A 21,696-nucleotide genomic window follows, 5' to 3' on the forward strand; every position below is an offset into this window, starting at 1 on the left:
GGCGCGCGCATGATCGGACGGCCATATCGATTGAAGATAAGGCCTTTTTCAGGCTATAATTTGAAAGTTTGTGCTGATCAACCTCGCACCCTAGCGCCTACCTCTTTCATCCCGTTCATCCGCCGCACGCCGCCTGCCGGGCGATGCCGCGAAGCCTCGTGCGCCACGCGCCGGGTTCGCGTCTCGACAGCACAGGTCGCGTCCAGCTAGCGACCACGCGCGCCCACGCAGCGCGGCGCTCGCGCGGCAGGGTAAACAGGTCGGCAGCAGGGTGTTCCCCAAGGAGCCTCCCGTGTTGCCGTCTTTTTCTCCCGCCTTGCTTGCACTCGCCGACGGCACGGTCTTTCGTGGTTATTCGATCGGGGCCGAAGGCCACACGATCGGCGAAGTCGTGTTCAATACCGCGATCACCGGCTATCAGGAAATCCTGACTGATCCGAGCTACGCGCGCCAGATCGTGACGCTCACCTACCCGCATATCGGCAACGTCGGCGTCAACGCCGAAGACGTCGAAGCCACCAAAGTCCATGCCGCCGGCCTGATCATCCGTGATCTGCCGACGCTCGCATCGAACTTCCGCATGGACCGCACGCTCGGCGATTACCTGCGCGACGAAGGCGTCGTCGCGATCGCCGGCATCGATACCCGCAAGCTGACCCGCATCCTGCGCGACAAGGGCGCGCAGAACGGCTGCATCCTGGCCGGTTCGGCCGACGAGGCGAAGGCGATCGAGCTCGCGCGCTCGTTCCCGGGCCTTGCGGGCATGGATCTCGCAAAGGTCGTGTCGACCGCCAAGCCGTTCGAGTGGAAGCAGACGGAATGGCGCCTCGAGGGCGGCTACGGCATGCAGGAAGCGCCGAAGTACCGCGTCGTCGCGTACGATTTCGGCGTCAAGTACAACATCCTGCGCATGCTCGCGGAGCGCGGTTGCCACGTGACGGTGCTGCCCGCGCAGGCGAGCGCGGCCGATGCGCTCGCGCTGAATCCGGACGGCATCTTCCTGTCGAACGGCCCCGGCGATCCGGAGCCGTGCGATTACGCGATCGCGGCCACGAAGGAATTCATCGAGCGCGGCGTGCCGACCTTCGGCATCTGCCTCGGCCACCAGATCATGGGCCTCGCGGTCGGCGCGAAGACGCTGAAGATGAAGACGGGCCACCACGGCGCGAACCACCCGGTGAAGGATCTCGGCGACGGCCGTGTCGTGATCACGTCGCAGAACCACGGCTTCGCGGTCGACGCGGATTCGCTGCCGGCCAACGCACGCGTGACGCACGTCTCGCTGTTCGACGGCACGCTGCAGGGCTTCGAGCTGACCGACAAGCCGGCGTTCTGCTTCCAGGGTCACCCGGAAGCGTCGCCGGGCCCGCACGACATCGGCTATCTGTTCGACCGTTTCACCGCGCTGATGGACGCGGCGAAGCAGCGCAACGCTTAACGCAACTGACGCAACCGAAGGACGGGAGATTCGCATCATGTTCGGCCACGCACTCGGCATCACGGATATTTGGACCTATGTGTTCGGCGTGATCTTCATCATCCTGCTGCCGGGGCCGAACTCGATGTACGTGCTGTCGCTCGCGGCGCAGCGCGGCGTGAAGGCCGGCTATCGCGCGGCCTGCGGCGTGTTCGTCGGCGATACGGTGCTGATGGTGCTGTCCGCCGCGGGCGTCGCGTCGCTGCTGAAGGCCAATCCGCTGCTGTTCTCCGTCGTCAAGTACGGCGGCGCCGCATATCTGCTCTACATCGGCACCGGCATGTTGCGCAGCGCGTGGCAGAAGCTGCGCGCGCCGGCCAATGCGCCGGCTGACGCGCCGCAGGCGGTCGACGGCGAGCGGCCGTTCCGCAAGGCGCTGATCGTCAGCCTGCTGAATCCGAAGGCGATCCTGTTCTTCATCTCGTTCTTCATCCAGTTCGTCGACCCGGCATTCCCGCATCCCGCGCTGTCGTTCGTCGTGCTCGGGGCGATCGCGCAATGCGCGAGCTTCCTGTACCTGAGCACGCTGATCTTCGCGGGCGCGCGGCTCGCCGAGCATTTCCGTCGCCGCCGCAAGCTTGCGGCAGGCGCGGCGAGCAGCGTGGGCGGCCTGTTCATCGGTTTCTCGGTGAAGCTTGCGCTCGCGACCATGAGCTGAGCGCTGCCGGCCGACCCACGACAACGATTACTTATTGAATTCACAAGCCATGCCAAAACGCACAGACATCAAGAGCATCCTCATCATCGGCGCCGGCCCGATCATCATCGGCCAGGCGTGCGAGTTCGACTATTCGGGCGCGCAGGCTTGCAAGGCGTTGCGTGAGGAGGGCTACAAGGTCGTTCTCGTCAACAGCAACCCGGCGACGATCATGACCGACCCGAACACGGCCGACGTGACCTACATCGAGCCGATCACGTGGGAAGTCGTCGCGCGCATCATCGAGAAGGAGCGCCCGGACGCGATCCTGCCGACGATGGGCGGCCAGACCGCGCTGAACTGCGCGCTCGACCTGCACCACCACGGCGTGCTCGAGAAGTTCGGCGTCGAACTGATCGGCGCGTCGCCGGAAGCGATCGACAAGGCGGAAGACCGCCAGAAGTTCAAGGAAGCGATGACCAAGATCGGTCTCGGTTCCGCGAAGTCGGGCATCGCGCATTCGATGGAAGAGGCGACCAAGGTGCACGGCGAGATCATGGCGGAGACGGGCGGCAGCGGCTACCCGGTCGTGATCCGTCCGTCGTTCACGCTCGGCGGCTCGGGCGGCGGCATCGCGTACAACCGCGAAGAGTTCGAGGAGATCTGCAAGCGCGGTCTCGACCTGTCGCCCACGCGCGAACTGCTGATCGAGGAATCGCTGCTCGGCTGGAAGGAATACGAGATGGAAGTCGTGCGCGACCGCGCCGACAACTGCATCATCGTCTGCTCGATCGAAAACCTCGACCCGATGGGCGTGCACACCGGCGACTCGATCACGGTCGCGCCGGCACAGACGCTCACCGACAAGGAATACCAGATCCTGCGTAACGCATCGCTCGCGGTGCTGCGCGAGATCGGCGTCGACACGGGCGGCTCGAACGTGCAGTTCTCGATCAACCCGAAGGACGGCCGCATGGTCGTCATCGAGATGAACCCGCGCGTGTCGCGTTCGTCGGCGCTCGCATCGAAGGCGACCGGCTTCCCGATCGCGAAGGTCGCGGCTAAGCTGGCGGTCGGCTACACGCTAGACGAGCTGAAGAACGAAATTACCGGCGGCCAGACGCCGGCGTCGTTCGAGCCGACGATCGACTACGTCGTCACGAAGATCCCGCGCTTCGCGTTCGAGAAGTTCCGTGAAGCCGATTCGCGCCTGACGACGCAGATGAAGTCGGTCGGCGAAGTGATGGCGATCGGCCGCACGTTCCAGGAATCGTTCCAGAAGGCGCTGCGCGGCCTCGAAGTCGGCGTCGACGGTCTCGACGAAAAGTCGACCAACCGCGACGAGATCGCGATCGAGATCCACGAGCCGGGCCCGGATCGCATCTGGTATGTCGGCGACGCATTCCGCATCGGCATGACGGCCCAGGAAATTTTCGCCGAAACCGCGATCGACCCGTGGTTCCTCGAGCAGATCGAGCAGATCATCCTGAAGGAAAAGGCGCTCGCGGGTCGCACGCTCGCGTCGCTGACGTTCGACGAGCTGCGCTACGTGAAGCAGAGCGGCTTCTCCGACCGCCGGCTCGCGAAGCTGCTCGGCGCGACGCCGGAAGACGTGCGCAAGCGCCGCGTCGAGTTGAACGTGCGCCCGGTCTACAAGCGCGTCGACACCTGCGCGGCCGAATTCGCGACGAAAACCGCGTACATGTACTCGACCTACGAGGAAGAGTGCGAGGCGCAGCCGACCACCAACAAGAAGATCATGGTGCTGGGTGGCGGCCCGAACCGGATCGGCCAGGGCATCGAGTTCGACTACTGCTGCGTGCACGCGGCGCTCGCGATGCGCGAGGACGGCTACGAAACGATCATGGTCAACTGCAACCCGGAAACGGTGTCGACCGACTATGACACGTCCGACCGCCTGTACTTCGAGCCGCTGACGCTCGAAGACGTGCTCGAGATCGTCGACAAGGAAAAGCCGGTCGGCGTGATCGTCCAGTACGGCGGCCAGACGCCGCTGAAGCTCGCGCTCGACCTCGAGGCGCACGGCGTGCCGATCGTCGGCACGTCGCCGGACATGATCGACGCGGCCGAAGACCGCGAACGCTTCCAGAAGCTGCTGCAGGATCTCGGCCTGCGCCAGCCGCCGAACCGCACCGCGCGCGCCGAAGACGAGGCGCTCAAGCTTGCCGAGGAAATCGGCTATCCGCTGGTCGTGCGCCCGTCGTACGTGCTGGGCGGCCGCGCGATGGAAATCGTCCACGAGCCGCGTGACCTCGAGCGCTACATGCGCGAGGCCGTGAAGGTGTCGAACGATTCGCCGGTGCTGCTCGACCGCTTCCTGAACGACGCGATCGAGTGCGACGTCGACTGCATCTGCGACGGCGAAGCCGTGTTCATCGGCGGCGTGATGGAGCACATCGAGCAGGCGGGCGTCCACTCGGGCGACTCGGCATGCTCGCTGCCGCCGTACTCGCTGTCGAAGGAAACCGTGGCCGAGCTGAAGCGCCAGACGGGCGCGATGGCGAAGGCGCTGAACGTGGTCGGCCTGATGAACGTGCAGTTCGCGATCCAGCAGGTGCCGCAGGCGGACGGTTCGAAGCAGGACATCATCTACGTGCTCGAAGTGAACCCGCGCGCATCGCGCACGGTGCCGTACGTGTCGAAGGCGACCAGCCTGCCGCTCGCGAAGATCGCGGCGCGCGCGATGGTCGGCCAGAAGCTCGCGCAGCAGGGCGTGACGAAGGAAGTCGAGCCGCCGTACTTCAGCGTGAAGGAAGCCGTGTTCCCGTTCGTGAAGTTCCCGACCGTCGATCCGGTCCTCGGGCCTGAAATGCGTTCGACCGGCGAAGTGATGGGCGTCGGCCAGACGTTCGGCGAAGCGCTGTTCAAGTCGCAGCTCGCGGCCGGTTCGCGCCTGCCGGAGTCGGGCACGGTGCTGCTGACCGTGATGGACGCCGACAAGCCGAAGGCCGTCGAAGTCGCGCGCATGCTGCACGACCTCGGCTACCCGATCGTCGCGACCAAGGGCACGGCTGCCGCGATCGAAGCGGCCGGCGTGCCGGTGAAGGTCGTGAACAAGGTGAAGGACGGCCGTCCGCACATCGTCGACATGATCAAGAACGGCGAGATCGCACTCGTGTTCACGACGGTCGACGAGACGCGCCAGGCGATCGCCGATTCGCGTTCGATCCGCATGAGCGCACAGGCGCACAAGGTCACGTACTACACGACGATGTCGGGCGCGCGCGCGGCCGTCGAAGGCTTGCGCTACTTGAAGGATCTGGAAGTCTATGATTTACAAGGTCTTCACGCTCGCCTAAACTAAGCAGTCAGTTTCCTGTCGAAGCAATACGTGCCGCGGTTAAGCGGTGTTTCCGGTTCATCGGAAACGCGCTTAATCGCGGTGATTTTTTTTAAAGCCGTTTTTAGCGATTGAGCCGTTTATGAGCACCATTCCGTTGACAAAGCGTGGCGCAGAGCAACTGCGCGATGAATTGCAGCGCCTCAAATCCGTCGAGCGGCCGGCCGTGATCAACGCGATCGCGGAGGCCCGCGCACAGGGCGATCTGTCCGAAAACGCCGAATACGATGCCGCGAAGGAAAAACAGGGCTTCATCGAGGGCCGCATCGCGGAACTCGAATCGAAGCTGTCTGCCGCGCAGATCATCGACCCGACGGTGCTCGACGCCGATGGCCGCGTGGTGTTCGCCGCGACGGTCGAACTCGAGGATCTCGAGTCGGGTGACACCGTCAAGTACCAGATCGTCGGCGACGACGAAGCCGATATCGATCACGGCCTGATCTCGGTCAGCTCGCCGATCGCGCGCGCCCTGATCGGCAAGACCGAAGGCGACGTCGCGGCCGTGCAGGCGCCGAGCGGCGTGCGCGAATACGAAATCATCTCGGTCAGCTACATCTGAAGCGGGGCGACGTGATGCCGCATCGCGTGTTCCGTCTGCTGTCGGCCGTATGGGTCGGCAGCCTGCTGACGATCGGGTATGCGGTCGCGCCCGTGCTGTTCAAGACGCTGGAGCGAATGACGGCCGGTTCGGTCGCCGCCCAGTTGTTCCGTATCGAGGCGATCCTCGGTGTCGTGTGCGGCGTGCTGCTGCTCGCGTTGTCGAACCAGCAGGTGCGGCGCGGCAGCAGCGAATATCGCCGCGTGCGCTGGATCGTCGCCGCGATGGTCGTGTGCGTGCTGGTCGGGTATTTCGCGCTGCAGCCGTTCATGAACGCGCTGCGGGTGGCCGCGATGGAGGCGGGCACCGATATCGCGAACTCGCCGTATGCGAGTCGCTTCGGGATGCTGCACGGCGTCTCGAGCGTGTTCTATCTCGTCGAGAGCGTGCTGGGGCTGATGCTGATCTGGCGTCTGCCGGCGCGCGACGCCTGAGCGCCGCGCGGGCAGGGCGGCACGGCGTGCTCCGTGCCGCGTACGCGTTTTACTTGTCCTGGAACGGCCGCTTGGTGCTTGCCTGGCGCTTTTTCGCACGTTTCACGTTGCCGCCCGCCGTCACGCGCTCGTTGCCGCGCACGACGACCTTCGTCGGCTTCGGGCGACGCACGGGGCTCGCGTTCGGCGATACCTTGACGACCTTGACCGTGCGCGGTGCGCGGCCTTTCCTGTCGTCGGCGGCTTCGGCCGCGCTCGGCAGCGTGCCGGCGCGACGGCCGCGGGCCGGGGCCGCTGCGGCGGCCTCGGGTTTCCAGATCACCAGCAGCTTGCCGATGTGCTGGATCGGCGCCGCGCTCAGGCGGTCGCAGATCTCGTCGTAGATCGCGATGCGTTCGTCGCGTTCGTCGCCGAACACGCGGATCTTGATCAGCTGGTGCGCGGCGAGGTGCACCTTGATTTCCTTCAGCACGGCGTCGGTCAGCCCTTCGGCCCCGATCAGCACGACGGGCTTGAGCGCATGGGCCTGGGAGCGCAGCGCGGAGCGCTCGGCGGGAGAAAGCGAAAGGGCGGGCATGGAAATGTCGAAATCTAAATAGGGGCACGCGGCCTGAAAAACGATCGCGGGAAGTTACCGCGTCAGCCGTGCGCCGAAACCACGTAAAATCGCGGCTTGGGCCTGAAAAGGGGCCGCAGCCGCGCGAAGAAGACGCGTATTATCCGCTAAAAGCGCGGCTTCACGAAGCAAATGGCAGCAATCTCTCTCTCGAATGGCAAAAAACCGCTTCAACCAGCACTGGCTGCACGACCACATCAACGACCCGTACGTCAAAATGGCGCAGCGGGAGGGCTATCGCGCGCGTGCCGCGTACAAGCTGAAGGAAATCGACGAGCAGGACAAGCTGGTCCGTCCGGGCCAGGTGATCGTCGATCTCGGCGCGACGCCGGGCAGCTGGAGCCAGTATGCCCGCAACAAGCTCGCGCAGGGCAAGAAGCGCGACACCGAGCGCGAAGGCGGCATCGACGGCACGATCATCGCGCTCGACCTGCTGCCGATGGAGCCGATCGCCGACGTCCACTTCATCCAGGGCGACTTCCGCGAGGACGACGTGCTCCACCAGCTCGAGGAAGTGCTCGAAGGTCGCGCGGTAGACCTTGTTATTTCGGACATGGCCCCCAACCTCTCCGGCGTGGCCTCGGCGGATGCGGCGCGCATCGAGCATCTCTGCGATCTGGCGCTCGAATTCGCGCAGAACCATCTGAAGCCGGATGGTGCGTTGCTCGTGAAATGCTTTCACGGCAGCGGCTACAGCCAGATCGTCGAGAAATTCAAACAGCAGTTTAAGACCGTCGCGCCGCGCAAGCCCAAGGCGTCCCGCGACAAATCGTCCGAAACGTTCATTTTGGGCCGGCATCTGAAGCATCCGCGCTGACGCGGAGCGGAGTGCCGGAAACGGGCTCCGGCCCTTGCCAGACAAGCGAAGCGCTATCGCGGCGGTTGTCAATGCTTATGGCGAGGGTGGTCGGACTGGATTAGAATGACCGAGGGGCGCCGCAAGGAAAATGTAGGCGCTCGTCTACGAGTGAAGGAGTGGTGCTTTGAACAACAATATGTTTTCGAAGGCAGCGGTGTGGCTAGTGATCGCACTGGTGCTGTTTACGGTGTTCAAGCAGTTCGACAAGCCCCGCGTTCAGGAAGGCGTGTCCTATTCGCAGTTCATGGACGACGCCAAGAACGGCAAGGTCAAGAACGTCATCGTTCAGGGGCGCAACCTCACCGTCACTCCGGCTGATGGCCAGAAATACCAGATCGTGTCGCCCGGCGACATCTGGATGGTCGGCGATCTGATGAAGTACGGCGTGCAGGTCAGCGGCAAGGCCGACGACGAGCCGAACGCGCTGATGTCCGCGCTGTACTACCTCGGGCCGACAATCCTGATCATCGTGTTCTGGTTCTACATGATGAGGCAGATGCAGGGGGGCGGCAAAGGCGGTGCCTTCTCGTTCGGCAAGTCGCGAGCGCGGCTGATCGACGAGAACAACAACGCAGTGAACTTCTCCGACGTCGCGGGCTGCGACGAAGCGAAGGAAGAAGTGTCCGAGCTGGTCGACTTCCTGCGCGATCCGCAGAAATTCCAGAAGCTGGGCGGCCGCATTCCGCGCGGCGTGCTGCTCGTCGGCCCGCCGGGTACCGGCAAGACGCTGCTCGCTCGCGCGATCGCGGGTGAAGCGAAGGTGCCGTTCTTCAGCATCTCGGGTTCGGACTTCGTCGAAATGTTCGTCGGCGTCGGCGCGGCCCGTGTGCGCGACATGTTCGAGCAGGCGAAGAAGCATGCACCGTGCATCGTGTTCATCGACGAAATCGACGCGGTCGGCCGTCATCGCGGCGCCGGCATGGGCGGCGGCAACGACGAACGCGAGCAGACGCTGAACCAGATGCTCGTCGAGATGGACGGCTTCGAGGCGAACTCGGGCGTGATCGTGATCGCTGCAACCAACCGTTCCGACGTGCTCGACAAGGCACTGCTGCGTCCGGGCCGTTTCGACCGCCAGGTCTACGTCGGTCTGCCGGACATCCGCGGCCGCGAGCAGATCATGCGCGTGCACCTGCGCAAGGTACCGATCTCGAACGACGTCGACGCGGCAGTCATCGCGCGCGGCACGCCGGGCTTCTCGGGCGCCGATCTCGCGAACCTCGTGAACGAGGCGGCGCTGTTCGCCGCACGCCGCGGCAAGCGCATCGTCGAGATGCAGGATTTCGAGGACGCGAAGGACAAGATCTTCATGGGTCCGGAGCGCAAGTCGGCCGTGATCCGCGAGGAAGCGAAGCGCGCGACCGCTTACCACGAGTCGGGCCACGCGGTGGTCGCGAAGCTGCTGCCGAAGGCCGACCCCGTGCACAAGGTCACGATCATCCCGCGCGGCCGTGCGCTGGGTGTCACGTGGCAGTTGCCGGAGCATGACAACGAAACGTACTCGAAGGACTACCTGCTGGACCGCCTCGCGATCCTGTTCGGTGGCCGGGTGGCGGAAGAGCTGTTCATGAATCTCGTCAGCACCGGCGCATCGGATGACTTCAACAAGGCAACGCAGACGGCGCGCGCGATGGTCGCCCGCTTCGGCATGACCGATGCGCTCGGACCGATGGTCTACGTCGACGACGAGAACGATGCGTCGCCGTTCGGCCGCGGCTTCACGCGCACGATCTCGGAAGCGACGCAGCAGAAGGTCGATTCGGAAATCCGCCGCGTGCTGGACGATCAGTACAACCTCGCGCGGCGCCTGCTGGACGAAAACCGCGACAAGGTCGAAGCGATGACGGCCGCGCTGATGGAGTGGGAGACGATCGACGCCGATCAGATCAACGACATCATGGAAGGCCGTCCGCCGCGCTCGCCGAAGAGCTCGCCGGCCGTCGGCGGCGATTCGTCGGGCGGTGGCAGCAGCGCCGAGGTCAAGCCCGGCACCGCGCCGGCGCCTGCTTCGCCGGCGGCATAACCTCCGCTTTAGCACCGTTCACGGGCTGGTGTGGCTTCACACCGGCCCGTTTTGCATTCATCCACGCCAGTCGCTCGTGTCAGATTTCGCTGTTTCTCCATCCATTCCCGCGCCGCTCCAGTGCGGCCGCTTCGCACTGACGTTCGAGCGCCCGCTCGTGATGGGCATTCTCAACGCCACGCCCGATTCGTTCTCCGACGGCGGCCGCTTCCTTGCGCGTGACGATGCGCTGCGCCAGGCCGAGCGGATGATCGCCGAAGGCGCGGACCTCCTCGATATCGGCGGCGAATCGACGCGCCCCGGCGCGCCGCCCGTGCCGCTCGACGAGGAGCTCGCGCGCGTGATTCCGCTCGTCGAGGCGCTGCGGCCGCTGAACGTGCCGCTGTCGATCGACACCTACAAGCCGGCCGTGATGCGGGCGGCACTGGCCGCCGGCGCGGACCTGATCAACGACATCTGGGGGTTCCGCCAGCCGGGCGCGATCGACGCGGTGCGCGACGGCAACTGCGGGCTGTGCGCGATGCACATGCTCGGCGAGCCGCAGACGATGCAGGTCGGCGAGCCCGACTACGACGACGTCGTGACCGACGTGCGCGAGTTTCTCGCCGCGCGCGCGCAGGCGCTGCGCGACGCGGGCGTTGCGCCGGAGCGGATCTGCGTGGATCCCGGCTTCGGGTTCGGCAAGGCGGTCGTCGAGGACAACTATGCGCTGCTGGCCGCGTTGCCGGACACGGCGCCCGCGCGGCCCGACGGGCGCGCTTATCCGATTCTCGCGGGCATGTCGCGCAAGTCGATGCTCGGCGCGGTGATCGGCGGCAAGCCGCCGATGGAGCGCGTCGCGGCGAGCGTGGCAGCCGCATTGTGCGCGGTCGAGCGCGGTGCGGCGATCGTGCGCGTGCACGACGTCGCGGCGACGGTCGATGCACTGAAAGTCTGGAATGCCGTGCGCGAAGCCGCGCGGCAACGATAAGTCAGAAGACGAAGGAGGAAGATTCGCTATGGGACGTCGATATTTCGGCACGGACGGCATTCGCGGCACGGTGGGCGAGGCGCCCATCACGCCGGATTTCGTATTGCGCCTCGGCTACGCGGCCGGCAAGGTGCTGGCCAGCTCGGCCGACGTCGCGACAGGCTCGCGTCCGACCGTGCTGATCGGCAAGGACACGCGCGTGTCGGGCTACATGCTCGAAGCCGCGCTCGAGGCCGGTTTCTCGGCGGCCGGTGTCGACGTGATGCTGGCCGGCCCGATGCCGACACCGGGCGTCGCGTATCTGACGCGCGCGCTGCGCCTGTCGGCCGGCGTCGTGATCAGCGCGTCGCACAACCCGTATCACGACAACGGGATCAAGTTCTTCTCCGCTGACGGCAACAAGCTGCCCGACGACACCGAAGCCGCGATCGAAGCGTGGCTCGACAAGCCGCTCGAATGCGCGTCGTCCGACGGCCTTGGCAAGGCGCGCCGACTCGACGACGCGGCCGGCCGCTATATCGAGTTCTGCAAGAGCACGTTCCCGGCCGCGTTCGACCTGCGCGGGCTGAAGCTCGTGATCGATTGCGCGCATGGCGCCGCGTACCAGATCGCACCGCACGTGTTCCACGAACTCGGCGCGGACGTGATTCCGATCGGCGTCGCGCCGAACGGCTTCAACATCAACGACGGCGTCGGCGCGACCGCGCCCGACGCATTGGTGCGCGCGGTGCGTGCGAACCACGCCGATCTCGGCATTGCGCTCGACGGCGATGCGGACCGCCTGCAGGTCGTCGATGCGGCCGGGCGCCTGTACAACGGCGACGAGCTCCTCTACGTGCTCGTGAAGGACCGGATCGCGACCGACGGCAAGGTCGAAGGCGCGGTCGGCACGCTGATGACGAACCTCGCCGTCGAAGTCGCGCTGCAGCGCGAGGGCGTGAAGTTCGTCCGCGCAGCAGTCGGCGACCGCTACGTGCTCGAGCAGTTGCGCGAGCACGGCTGGCAGCTCGGCGCGGAAGGCTCGGGCCACATCCTGTCGCTCGACCGGCATTCGACCGGCGACGGCATCGTGTCGGCGCTGCTCGTGCTGGCCGCGCTGAAGCGCAGCGGCCGAACGCTCGCGCAGATGCTCGATGGCGTCACGCTGTTCCCGCAGAAGCTGATCAACGTGCGGATGAAGCCGGGCGCCGACTGGAAGGGCAGCACGTCGATTCGCGCCGCGATCGACGCAGCCGAAGCCGCGCTCGCCGGCAGCGGCCGCGTGCTGATCCGCGCATCGGGCACCGAGCCCGTGCTGCGCGTGATGGTCGAAGCGGAGCAGGCGGCCGATGCGGTCCGCCATGCGGAGACGATTGCCGACGCGGTGCGCGCGGCGACGACCTGACGCACGGTATCGGCGCGGGGCGGTCCTGCCGCCCGCGCGCCGGCTCTCCGGTGAATCGGCATGCGGCGCCTTCGGGGCGCCGCAATTTCGTCAGACGCAAAGGTTTGCGATACCTATAGTGTGTCGTCTCGACCAACGCATCGCCTGATCGACGATTTCTTCCGACCCCTGATATTGCGCCCATCGCGGGCAGGGGCTTCCCGTACCGTAGACGCTGCGCTACGATCGGCCGGCGCACCCGAAAACGGGTGTCTGCCCCGTCCTCGCCAGACCGGCAATTCTTGCCGCCATCGCCGTTCCGGTGCCGCCCAGGCGCCGCCCGCGTCGCACCCAATACTCCCTTTCAACCAGTCATGTTACTGTCACGCCAGTTTCATCGATTGTCACATTACCGTCATGAGGAGCCCCTAACCTTCGCGGTGCCGTAGTCATCCGCTCACACACTGGAGGTCTCATGAAATTGATGCAAACCGCGATTGCCGGCCTGGCTGGCGCGCTTTTCGCCGTTGCTGCGCAAGCTGCCGACATCACGGGCGCAGGCAGCACGTTCGCGATGCCGATCTATACGAAATGGGCTGCCGACTACCAGCAGTCCGGCGGCTCGAAGGTCAACTACCAGGGTATCGGTTCGTCGGGCGGCCTGAAGCAGATCGTCGCGAAGACGGTCGATTTTGCCGGTTCGGACGCGCCGCTGAAGGATGACGAACTCGCGAAGGAAGGCCTGTTCCAGTTCCCGACGGTGGTCGGCGGCGTGGTGCCGGTCGTCAACGTCCCGGGTGTGAAGGCCGGTGAACTGACGCTGTCGGGCCCGGTGCTCGGCGACATCTACCTCGGCAAGATCAAGAAGTGGAACGACCCGGCGATCGCCGCGCTGAACCCGAAGGTCAAGCTGCCGGATACGGACATCGCCGTGGTTCGCCGCGCCGATGGCTCGGGCACGAGCTTCATCTGGACGAACTACCTGTCGAAGGTCAACGACGAGTGGAAGTCGAAGATCGGCGAAGGCACGACGGTCAACTGGCCGACGGGCACGGGCGGCAAGGGCAACGACGGCGTCGCGGCCTTCGTGCAGCGCCTGCCGGGCGCGATCGGCTACGTCGAGTGGGCGTACGCGAAGAAGAACAACATGACCTACACCGCGCTGAAGAACTCGACGGGCACGGTGGTCGAGCCGAAGACGGAAACGTTCAAGGCCGCTGCCGCCGGCGCGAACTGGTCGAAGTCGTTCTACCAGATCCTGACGAACCAGCCGGGCAAGGAAGCATGGCCGGTCGTCGGCGCGACGTTCGTGCTGCTGCACGCGAAGCAGGAGAAGCCGGAACAGGGCGCGGAAACGCTGAAGTTCTTCAGCTGGGCGTTCAAGAACGGCGAGAAGGCAGCCGACAGCCTCGACTACATCTCGCTGCCGGCGACGGTCGAGACGGAAATCCGCAAGCAGTGGAAGGCGAAGGTGACGGACGCATCGGGCAAGCCGGTCGCCGCCGAGTAAGCATTGCAGCGGTTCACTGCCCGGCCGCGCCGGTCGGGCAGTGTGTGCGGTAAAGCCGGGCGTTACGGCGCCCGGCACTCAAAAGCAGGCACCCATGTCTGATATTTCCTATACGTCCTCACGGTCCGCCGACGGTTCATCGCAACGCGCGCCGAGCCGTCTCGGGGACGTTGTGTTCGGCGGCCTCGCACGGCTTGCCGCGATCGTGACCCTGCTGCTGCTGGGCGGGATCATCGTTTCCCTGATCGTTGCGTCGTTGCCGACCATCCAGAAGTTCGGCCTCGGCTTCCTGTGGCAATCCGAGTGGGATCCCAACTCGGACATCTACGGCGCACTCGTGCCGATCTACGGCACGATCGTGACGTCGGTCATTGCGCTCGTCATCGCGGTGCCCGTCAGTTTCGGCATCGCACTGTTCCTCACCGAACTGTCGCCCGTGTGGCTGCGCCGTCCGCTCGGCATCGCGATCGAGCTGCTCGCCGCGATTCCGTCGATCGTGTACGGCATGTGGGGGCTGCTCGTGTTCGCGCCGATCTTCGCCGAATACTTCCAGAAGCCGCTCGGCCGCCTGCTCAAGGACGTGTGGGTGCTCGGGCCGCTGACGTCCGGCGCGCCGATCGGCATCGGCATCCTCGCGGCCGGCGTGATTCTCGCGATCATGATCATCCCGTACATCGCGTCGGTCATGCGCGACGTGTTCGAGGTCACGCCCGTGCTGCTGAAGGAGTCGGCATACGGGATCGGCTGCACGACCTGGGAAGTGATGTGGAAGGTCGTGCTGCCCTATACGAAGACCGGCGTGATCGGCGGCGTGATGCTCGGCCTCGGCCGCGCACTCGGCGAAACGATGGCCGTGACGTTCGTGATCGGCAATACGAACCTGCTCGACAGCGTGTCGCTGTTTGCGCCGGGCAACAGCATCACGTCGGCGCTCGCGAACGAATTCGCGGAAGCGCAACCGGGTCTGCACACGTCGGCGCTGATGGAACTGGGCCTGATCCTGTTCGTGATCACGTTCATCGTGCTGTCCATCTCCAAACTGCTGCTGCTTCGTCTCGAGAAGGGAGAGGGCAAGAAATGAGCGAGCCCATCATGAATTTCCCGGGGCCGGACGGCGCCGTGCTCGAAGCGATGCGCGAGCGCCTGCAGCGCAAGCGCAAGGTCGTCAACGCGATCGCGCTCGCCGCATCGCTCGGCGCAATGGCGTTCGGCCTGCTGTGGCTCGTGTGGATCCTGTACACGACGCTGCACCTCGGTATCGGCGGCCTGTCGCTGCAGCTGTTCACCGAATCGACGCCGGCACCGAACACCGAAGGCGGCGGTCTCGCGAACGCGATCGTCGGCAGCCTGCTGCTATGCGGTTTCGGCACGCTGGTCGGCACGCCGATCGGCATCCTCGCGGGCGTCTATCTCGCCGAGTACGGGCAGAAGAACCTGCTGGCGAGCACGATCCGCTTCATCAACGACATCCTGCTGTCGGCGCCGTCGATCGTCATCGGCCTGTTCGTGTACGCGCTCGTCGTCGCGAAGTCGGGGCGCTTCTCGGGCTGGGCCGGCGTGATCGCGCTCGCGCTGCTGCAGATTCCGATCGTGATCCGCACGACCGAGAACATGCTGAAGCTCGTGCCGAACGCGCTGCGCGAAGCAGCCTTCGCGCTCGGCACGCCGAAGTGGCGAATGGTGCTGAAGATCACGCTGCGCGCATCGGTGGGCGGCATCATCACGGGCGTGCTGCTGGCGATCGCGCGGATTGCCGGCGAAACGGCGCCGCTGCTGTTCACCGCGCTGTCGAACCAGTTTTTCTCGTGGGACATGAGCCAGCCGATGGCGAACCTGCCCGTGACGATCTACAAGTTCGCGATGAGCCCGTTCGCGGAATGGCAGTCGCTCGCATGGGCGGGCGTGTTCCTGATTACGCTCGGGGTGCTCGGACTCAACATCCTGGCGCGCTCGGTCTTCTCGAAAAAGTAACGGCGGAGCAATCCGATGAATATGGCAGAGAGCCACCTGAATCCCGTCGAGCGCACCGCAGCGCCCGTCGGCACGCACGACGCGGCGAACGATCGCCCGCTCGCGCCGCTGAACGCGAAGATCGAGGTCAACAACCTCAACTTCTTCTACAACAAGTTCCATGCGCTGAAGAACATCAACCTGCGCATTCCCGAAGGGAAGGTGACGGCGTTCATCGGCCCGTCGGGTTGCGGCAAGTCGACGCTGCTGCGCACGTTCAACAAGATGTTCGCGCTCTATCCGGAGCAGCGCGCCGAAGGCGAAATCCTGATGGACGGCGAGAACCTGCTGACGACGAAGCGCGACATCTCGCTGCTGCGCGCGCGCATCGGCATGGTGTTCCAGAAGCCGACCCCGTTCCCGATGTCGATCTACGACAACATCGCGTTCGGCGTGAAGATGTTCGAAAAGCTCACGCGCTCGGAAATGGACGACCGCGTCGAGTGGGCGCTCACGAAGGCCGCGCTGTGGAACGAAGTGAAGGACAAGCTGGGCCAGAGCGGCTACGGCCTCTCGGGCGGCCAGCAGCAGCGTCTGTGCATCGCGCGCGGCATCGCGATCCGTCCGGAAGTGCTGCTGCTCGACGAACCGTGCTCGGCGCTCGACCCGATCTCGACGGGCCGCATCGAGGAACTGATCGCTGAGCTGAAGAGCGACTACACGGTCGTGATCGTCACGCACAACATGCAGCAGGCCGCACGCTGCTCGGATTACACGGCCTACATGTACCTGGGCGAGCTGATCGAGTTCGGCGAAACCGAAAAGATCTTCATCAAGCCGGTGCGCAAGGAAACGGAAGACTACATCACCGGCCGTTTCGGCTGATGACGGAGAACAACAGCCATGTCGGATAAACATCTGTCGAGCCAGTTCGACGCGGACCTGAATGCCGTGTCGTCGAAAGTGCTGGAAATGGGCGGGCTCGTCGAGTCGCAGATCGTCGGCGCGATGCACGCACTCAACGAATTCGATCGCGAAGCGGCCGAGAAGGTGATCACGGCCGAGGAAACGCTGAACGCGATGGAAGTCGACATCGACCAGGAATGCGGCAACATCATCGCGCGGAGGCAGCCTGCCGCGCGCGACCTGCGTCTTTTGATGTCGATTTCGAAAACGATTACGAACCTCGAACGCGCCGGCGACGAAGCCGAGAAGATCGCGAAGCGCGTGCGTCGCCTGGTCGACGAACCGGCCGCGCGCACGGTCAACATCGCCGAGATCAAGGTGTCGGGCGAGATGGCCGTGACGATCCTGCGCCGCGCGCTCGACGCGTTTGCGCGCCTCGACACGGTGGCCGCCGCGCAGATCGTCAAGGACGACAAAGAGATCGACCTGGAATTCCGCGCATTCGTGCGCAAGCTCGTGTCGTACATGCAGGAAGATCCGCGCACGATCTCGGTCGGCCTCGAATACCTGTTCATCGCGAAGGCGATCGAACGGATCGGCGACCACGCGAAGAACATCGCCGAATTCATCATCTACATCGTGAAGGGCACGGACGTCCGGCACCAGCCGCGCGACACGCTCGATCGCGAAGCCAACAGTTAACGCCACCACGTACAGGAAGAAAAGAGGTGCCGATGCCCAGCAACATTCTCGTCGTTGAAGATGAGCCCGCGATTTCCGAACTGATCTCGGTGAATCTCCAGCACGCCGGTCACTGCCCGATCCGTGCGTACAACGCCGAACAGGCGCAGAACCTGATCAGCGACGTGCTGCCCGATCTCGTGCTGCTCGACTGGATGCTGCCGGGCAAGTCCGGTATCGCGTTCGCGCGCGACCTGCGCAACAACGAACGGACCAAACACATCCCGATCATCATGCTGACCGCGCGCGGCGACGAGCAGGACAAGGTGCTCGGCCTCGAGATCGGCGCGGACGACTACGTGACGAAGCCGTTCTCGCCGAAGGAACTGATGGCGCGCATCAAGGCCGTGCTGCGCCGTCGCGCGCCGCAGTTGACCGAGGACGTCGTGTCGATCAACGGGCTGCGTCTCGACCCGGCCACGCATCGCGTCGCCGCGCATGCGGAAGGCAGCGAGATCAAGCTCGATCTCGGCCCGACCGAATTCCGCCTGCTGCATTTCTTCATGACGCATCCGGAGCGCGTGCACAGCCGCACGCAACTGCTCGACCAGGTGTGGGGCGACCACGTGTTCGTCGAAGAGCGAACCGTCGACGTGCACATCAAACGATTGCGCGCGGCCTTGAAACCGGCCGGCTGCGATGCGATGATCGAGACCGTGCGCGGCAGCGGCTACCGGCTCGCCAAGCACGCGTAACGTATCCGGACATGCCGTGTGCCACGGCATGCCGCTCATTCTTTCGGGCGCTGAATCATGAACATCATCTGGGCGCGCTTTCTGGTGTCGCTCGTGCTGCTCGTGCTGATCGGCGTATTGGTCGGCGTCTTCGCCGGCCCGACCGCGGGCCTCGTGTTCGTGGCCGTGATGCTGATCGCACAGGGTTTTTTCAGTACCTTCCATACGCAGCGTCTGTGGCGGCTGCTCGATGCGCCCGTCTACGGTGAAGTGCCGAGCGCGCCGGGCATCTGGGGCGAGATCTACTACCGGCTGCACAAGCTCGCGAAGCAGTGGCATGCGCAGGTGCGGCAGGTCGAACAGCAGCATTCGCGTTTCATCCAGGCGATCCAGGCCTCGCCGAACGGCGTCGCGATGCTCGACGACCACGACCAGATCGAGTGGTGCAACGAGATTGCGGAGGTTCATTTCGGCCTCGATGCGAAGCGCGACCTGCGCCAGCACATCACGAACCTGGTGCGCCATCCCGAATTCGTCCGCTACCTGAATGCGCAGCATTACGACGAGACGCTCGTGATGCGCGGCATGGGCGGCTCGCGGCAGAACGTGCTGGCCGTGCAGGTGTTTCCGTACGGCGAGAACCGCAAGCTGCTGCTGACACAGGACATCACCGAGCTCGAGCGTACCGATGCGATGCGGCGCGACTTCGTCGCGAACGTGTCGCATGAATTGAAGACGCCGCTCACCGTGCTGTCGGGCTTCCTCGAGACGATGCGCGAGCTGCCGCTGAACGAGGAAGACCGCGCGCGCTATCTCGACATGATGGAGCAGCAGGCATCGCGGATGCGGCACATCGTGACCGACCTGCTGGTGCTCGCGAAGCTGGAGGGCGAGAGCAAGCCCCCGGCCGATCGCGCGATCGACATGCGAGCCGTGTTCGACCATCTGAGGGAGGATGCGCAGACGCTGTCGAACGGGCATCACGACATCGCGTTCTCGATCGACGAGACGCTCGGCGTCACGGGCGCGCAGACGGAGTTGTTCAGCGCGTTCGCGAATCTCGTCACGAACGCGATCCGCTATACGCCGGACGGCGGCAAGATCGTCGTGACGTGGCGCCGCGAAGGCGCGCAGGGCGTGTTTTCCGTCACGGACAGCGGCTTCGGCATTCCGGCCGCCGACCTGCCGCGGCTGACCGAGCGCTTCTATCGCGTCGACCGCAGCCGCTCGCGCGATACGGGCGGCACGGGGCTCGGGCTCGCGATCGTCAAGCACGTGCTGCAGCGGCACGACGCGCACCTGTACGTGCAGAGCGAGGAAGGGCGCGGCAGCACGTTCACCGCGCGGTTCCCGGGCTCGCGCATCATCGCGATCCGGCCGGCCACGTACGAGGCATGATCGCGTAACGGTCACGGGCCAATAAAAAACGCAGCCGGGGCTGCGTTTTTTATTGGCCGTGCGGCGCGCGATCGGCGCCGCGCCGCAGGCTCACGAGCAGAACTTCGCGAGCAACCCGAGCTGAGCGTTGCGGATCGTCTTGCCTGCGCGGCGCCGACGGTAGTGACCGTCGCTGAGCATCTGCCAGGCCGACTGGTTGTCGCCGAGACATACCGACAGGCCTTCGGCGATCACGCGCCGCTTGAGCTTGCGCTCGCGGATCGGGAACGCGACTTCGACCCGGCGGAACAGATTGCGGTCCATCCAGTCGGCGCTCGACAGATAGACGTCTTCCGCGCCGCCCGCGTGGAAATAGTAGATCCGGTGATGCTCGAGGAAGCGGCCGACGATCGAGCGCACCGTGATGTTTTCCGACAACCCCGGCACGCCGGGCTTCAGCGCGCAGACGCCGCGCACGATCAGGTCGACCTTCACGCCGGCCTGCGACGCCTCGTACAGCGCGGCGATCACCGTCGGCTCCAGCAGCGCATTCATTTTCGCGACGACGCGCGCGCGCTTGCCGGCACGCGCATTGTCGATCTCCGCGCGGATCGATTCGATGATGCGCGGATGCAGCGTGAACGGTGACTGCCACAGCTCGTGCAGCGTGAGTTCGCCGCCGATCCCGGTCAACTGCTGGAATACGTGATGGACGTCCTCGCAGATCTTCTGGTCGGCCGTCATCAGCCCGAAGTCGGTGTAGAGGCGCGCCGTGCGCGGGTGGTAGTTGCCGGTGCCGAGGTGCACGTAGCGGCGCAGCGTCGCCTTGCCGGCCTGCACGACGCGCCGCACGATCAGCATCATCTTCGCGTGGCACTTGTGACCGACCACGCCGTACACGACGTGCGCGCCGACAGCTTCGAGCTGCGACGCCCAGTTGATGTTGGTTTCCTCGTCGAAGCGCGCGAGCAGCTCGACGACGACGGTCACTTCCTTGCCGTTGCGCGCGGCTTCCATCAGCGCGTCCATCAGCGGCGAATCGGTGCCGGTGCGGTAGATCGTCTGCTTGATCGCGACGACGCTCGGGTCCTTCGCGGCCTGCTGCAGCAGTTCGAGCACGGGCTGGAAGCTCTCGTACGGGTGGTGCAGCAGGATGTCGCCGTCGTCGATCGCATCGAACATCGTCGGCGCGTTCGCAATCGCGGGCGGGGTCGATGCGGTGAACGGCGCGAATTTCAGGTCGGGGCGGTCGACGAGATCGGGAATCTGCATCAGGCGCACGAGGTTCACCGACCCGGTCACGCGATAGCAGTCCTTGTCGCCGAGTTCGCTTTCCTCGAGCAGGCGCCGCACGATGTGCGTCGGCGTGTCGGCCGACACCTCGAGGCGCACCGCGTTGCCGAGGTGACGCGCGGGCAGTTCGCCCTGCAGCGCGACGCGCAGGTTGGTGATTTCGTCCTCGTCGACGAACAGCTCGCTGTTGCGCGTGATGCGGAACTGGTTGCAGCTCTTCACGACGAGTTGCGGAAAGAGTTCGCCGACGAAGCGCTGCATGAACGAGCTCAACAGCACGAAGCCGTGCTCGAAGCCCGACAGCGCATGCGGCATGCGCACGACGCGCGGCAGCGCGCGCGGCGCCTGCACGATGCCCATCACGGCCTGGCGGCCGAACGCGTCGCGGCCTTCGAGCTCGACGACGAAGTTCAGGCTCTTGTTCAGCACGCGCGGGAACGGGTGGGCCGGATCGAGGCCGATCGGCGTCAGCACGGGCAACAGTTCGTCGAGGAAGTAGCGTCGCGCCCATTCGAGCTGCTCGTCGTTCCACGTGTCGCTCGCATGGAAGTAGATGCCTTCCTGTTCGAGCGCGGGCAGCACGGTTTCGTGCAGCATCGTGTACTGTCGATGGACGAGCCGTTGCGCGCGTTCGACGACGAGATCGTAAGCATGCTGTAACGACATGCCATCGGGCGTCAGCGCGCCGGGGTTGTCGCGGATCTGCTCCTGAAGGCCGGCCATCCGGACTTCGAAGAATTCGTCGAGGTTGCTGCTGGTGATGCAGATGAAGCGAAGGCGTTCGAGCAACGGAACCTGCGGATCGGCTGCTTGGGCCAGCACGCGCTCGTTGAAACCGAGGATGCCGAGTTCACGATTGAGAAGCGGGTAACGGACGGACATCGGCAGAGTAGGGGGTGATTCAGGC

18 protein-coding genes are annotated in these 21,696 nt (G+C 65.1%); 16 read left to right on the forward strand and 2 right to left on the reverse strand.

The features are described from left to right. Positions 1-292 precede the first annotated feature (292 nt). The 5 genes from carA (at position 293) to ABD05_RS12185 (ending at position 6,507) form a co-directional block, all read left to right on the forward strand. A complete protein-coding gene (carA, locus tag ABD05_RS12165; RefSeq protein WP_047900342.1) occupies positions 293-1,438 on the forward strand; it encodes a glutamine-hydrolyzing carbamoyl-phosphate synthase small subunit in 1,146 nt (381 codons plus the stop codon). 37 nt (positions 1,439-1,475) lie between these two features. Beyond that, a complete protein-coding gene (gene leuE / locus ABD05_RS12170) occupies positions 1,476-2,135 on the forward strand; it encodes a leucine efflux protein LeuE (protein ID WP_047900343.1) in 660 nt (219 codons plus the stop codon). Between the two features lie 49 nt (positions 2,136-2,184). Next, positions 2,185-5,439: a carbamoyl-phosphate synthase large subunit gene (gene carB, locus ABD05_RS12175; protein WP_047900344.1), complete on the forward strand. Its 3,255-nt coding sequence runs from the start codon at positions 2,185-2,187 to the stop codon at positions 5,437-5,439. A 118-nt stretch (positions 5,440-5,557) separates the two neighbouring features. Continuing rightward, positions 5,558-6,034: a transcription elongation factor GreA gene (gene greA / locus ABD05_RS12180; RefSeq protein ID WP_047900345.1), complete on the forward strand. Its 477-nt coding sequence runs from the start codon at positions 5,558-5,560 to the stop codon at positions 6,032-6,034. A gap of 14 nt (positions 6,035-6,048) precedes the next feature. After that, positions 6,049-6,507, forward strand: coding sequence for a DUF4149 domain-containing protein (locus ABD05_RS12185; RefSeq protein ID WP_047900346.1), 459 nt, complete (start codon positions 6,049-6,051; stop codon positions 6,505-6,507). Between the two features lie 49 nt (positions 6,508-6,556). Here ABD05_RS12185 and ABD05_RS12190 read toward each other — a convergent pair whose 3' ends face one another. Continuing rightward, on the reverse strand, positions 6,557-7,084 hold the full coding sequence (locus ABD05_RS12190) for a YhbY family RNA-binding protein (protein ID WP_047900347.1): 528 nt from the start codon (positions 7,082-7,084) through the stop codon (positions 6,557-6,559). Positions 7,085-7,277: 193 nt separating this feature from the next. Between ABD05_RS12190 and ABD05_RS12195 the strand changes: the two genes are divergently transcribed. From ABD05_RS12195 to phoR, 11 genes are all read left to right on the forward strand, one after another. Then, positions 7,278-7,940, forward strand: coding sequence for an RlmE family RNA methyltransferase (locus ABD05_RS12195; protein ID WP_047900348.1), 663 nt, complete (start codon positions 7,278-7,280; stop codon positions 7,938-7,940). Between the two features lie 166 nt (positions 7,941-8,106). Then, positions 8,107-10,005 carry an ATP-dependent zinc metalloprotease FtsH gene (gene ftsH / locus ABD05_RS12200; protein ID WP_047900349.1) on the forward strand — a complete coding sequence of 633 codons (1,899 nt, stop codon included), beginning with the start codon at positions 8,107-8,109 and terminating at the stop codon, positions 10,003-10,005. A gap of 76 nt (positions 10,006-10,081) precedes the next feature. Next, the gene (gene folP / locus ABD05_RS12205) at positions 10,082-10,975 is read left to right on the forward strand and encodes a dihydropteroate synthase (protein WP_476577962.1); all 894 of its coding nucleotides are present in this window, start codon (positions 10,082-10,084) and stop codon (positions 10,973-10,975) included. Positions 10,976-11,003: 28 nt separating this feature from the next. Then, complete coding sequence (gene glmM, locus ABD05_RS12210; protein ID WP_047900351.1) at positions 11,004-12,359, forward strand: phosphoglucosamine mutase; 1,356 nt, start codon at positions 11,004-11,006, stop codon at positions 12,357-12,359. Between the two features lie 454 nt (positions 12,360-12,813). Then, the gene (pstS, locus tag ABD05_RS12215; RefSeq protein ID WP_047900352.1) at positions 12,814-13,848 is read left to right on the forward strand and encodes a phosphate ABC transporter substrate-binding protein PstS; all 1,035 of its coding nucleotides are present in this window, start codon (positions 12,814-12,816) and stop codon (positions 13,846-13,848) included. 94 nt (positions 13,849-13,942) lie between these two features. Further along, positions 13,943-14,929, forward strand: a complete 987-nt coding sequence (gene pstC / locus ABD05_RS12220) for a phosphate ABC transporter permease PstC (RefSeq protein WP_047900353.1) — start codon at positions 13,943-13,945, stop codon at positions 14,927-14,929. Continuing rightward, positions 14,926-15,819, forward strand: a complete 894-nt coding sequence (pstA, locus tag ABD05_RS12225) for a phosphate ABC transporter permease PstA (protein ID WP_047900354.1) — start codon at positions 14,926-14,928, stop codon at positions 15,817-15,819. The genes pstC and pstA overlap by 4 nt, the downstream gene beginning before the upstream one ends. A gap of 15 nt (positions 15,820-15,834) precedes the next feature. Then, positions 15,835-16,683 carry a phosphate ABC transporter ATP-binding protein PstB gene (gene pstB / locus ABD05_RS12230; protein ID WP_047900355.1) on the forward strand — a complete coding sequence of 283 codons (849 nt, stop codon included), beginning with the start codon at positions 15,835-15,837 and terminating at the stop codon, positions 16,681-16,683. An 18-nt stretch (positions 16,684-16,701) separates the two neighbouring features. Continuing rightward, a complete protein-coding gene (gene phoU / locus ABD05_RS12235; protein ID WP_047900356.1) occupies positions 16,702-17,406 on the forward strand; it encodes a phosphate signaling complex protein PhoU in 705 nt (234 codons plus the stop codon). A gap of 32 nt (positions 17,407-17,438) precedes the next feature. Further along, positions 17,439-18,140 carry a phosphate regulon transcriptional regulator PhoB gene (phoB, locus tag ABD05_RS12240; protein WP_027787869.1) on the forward strand — a complete coding sequence of 234 codons (702 nt, stop codon included), beginning with the start codon at positions 17,439-17,441 and terminating at the stop codon, positions 18,138-18,140. A gap of 57 nt (positions 18,141-18,197) precedes the next feature. Beyond that, positions 18,198-19,517 carry a phosphate regulon sensor histidine kinase PhoR gene (gene phoR / locus ABD05_RS12245; protein WP_047900357.1) on the forward strand — a complete coding sequence of 440 codons (1,320 nt, stop codon included), beginning with the start codon at positions 18,198-18,200 and terminating at the stop codon, positions 19,515-19,517. A gap of 90 nt (positions 19,518-19,607) precedes the next feature. On the opposite strand, the gene ppk1 is transcribed toward phoR, so the two are convergent. After that, positions 19,608-21,671 (reverse strand): polyphosphate kinase 1, encoded by a 2,064-nt coding sequence (gene ppk1 / locus ABD05_RS12250; RefSeq protein ID WP_047900358.1) that lies wholly within the window; start codon positions 21,669-21,671, stop codon positions 19,608-19,610. Positions 21,672-21,696 lie beyond the last annotated feature (25 nt).

Origin of the sequence: Burkholderia pyrrocinia, from assembly GCF_001028665.1 — a bacterium.
Lineage (GTDB): Bacteria > Pseudomonadota > Gammaproteobacteria > Burkholderiales > Burkholderiaceae > Burkholderia > Burkholderia pyrrocinia.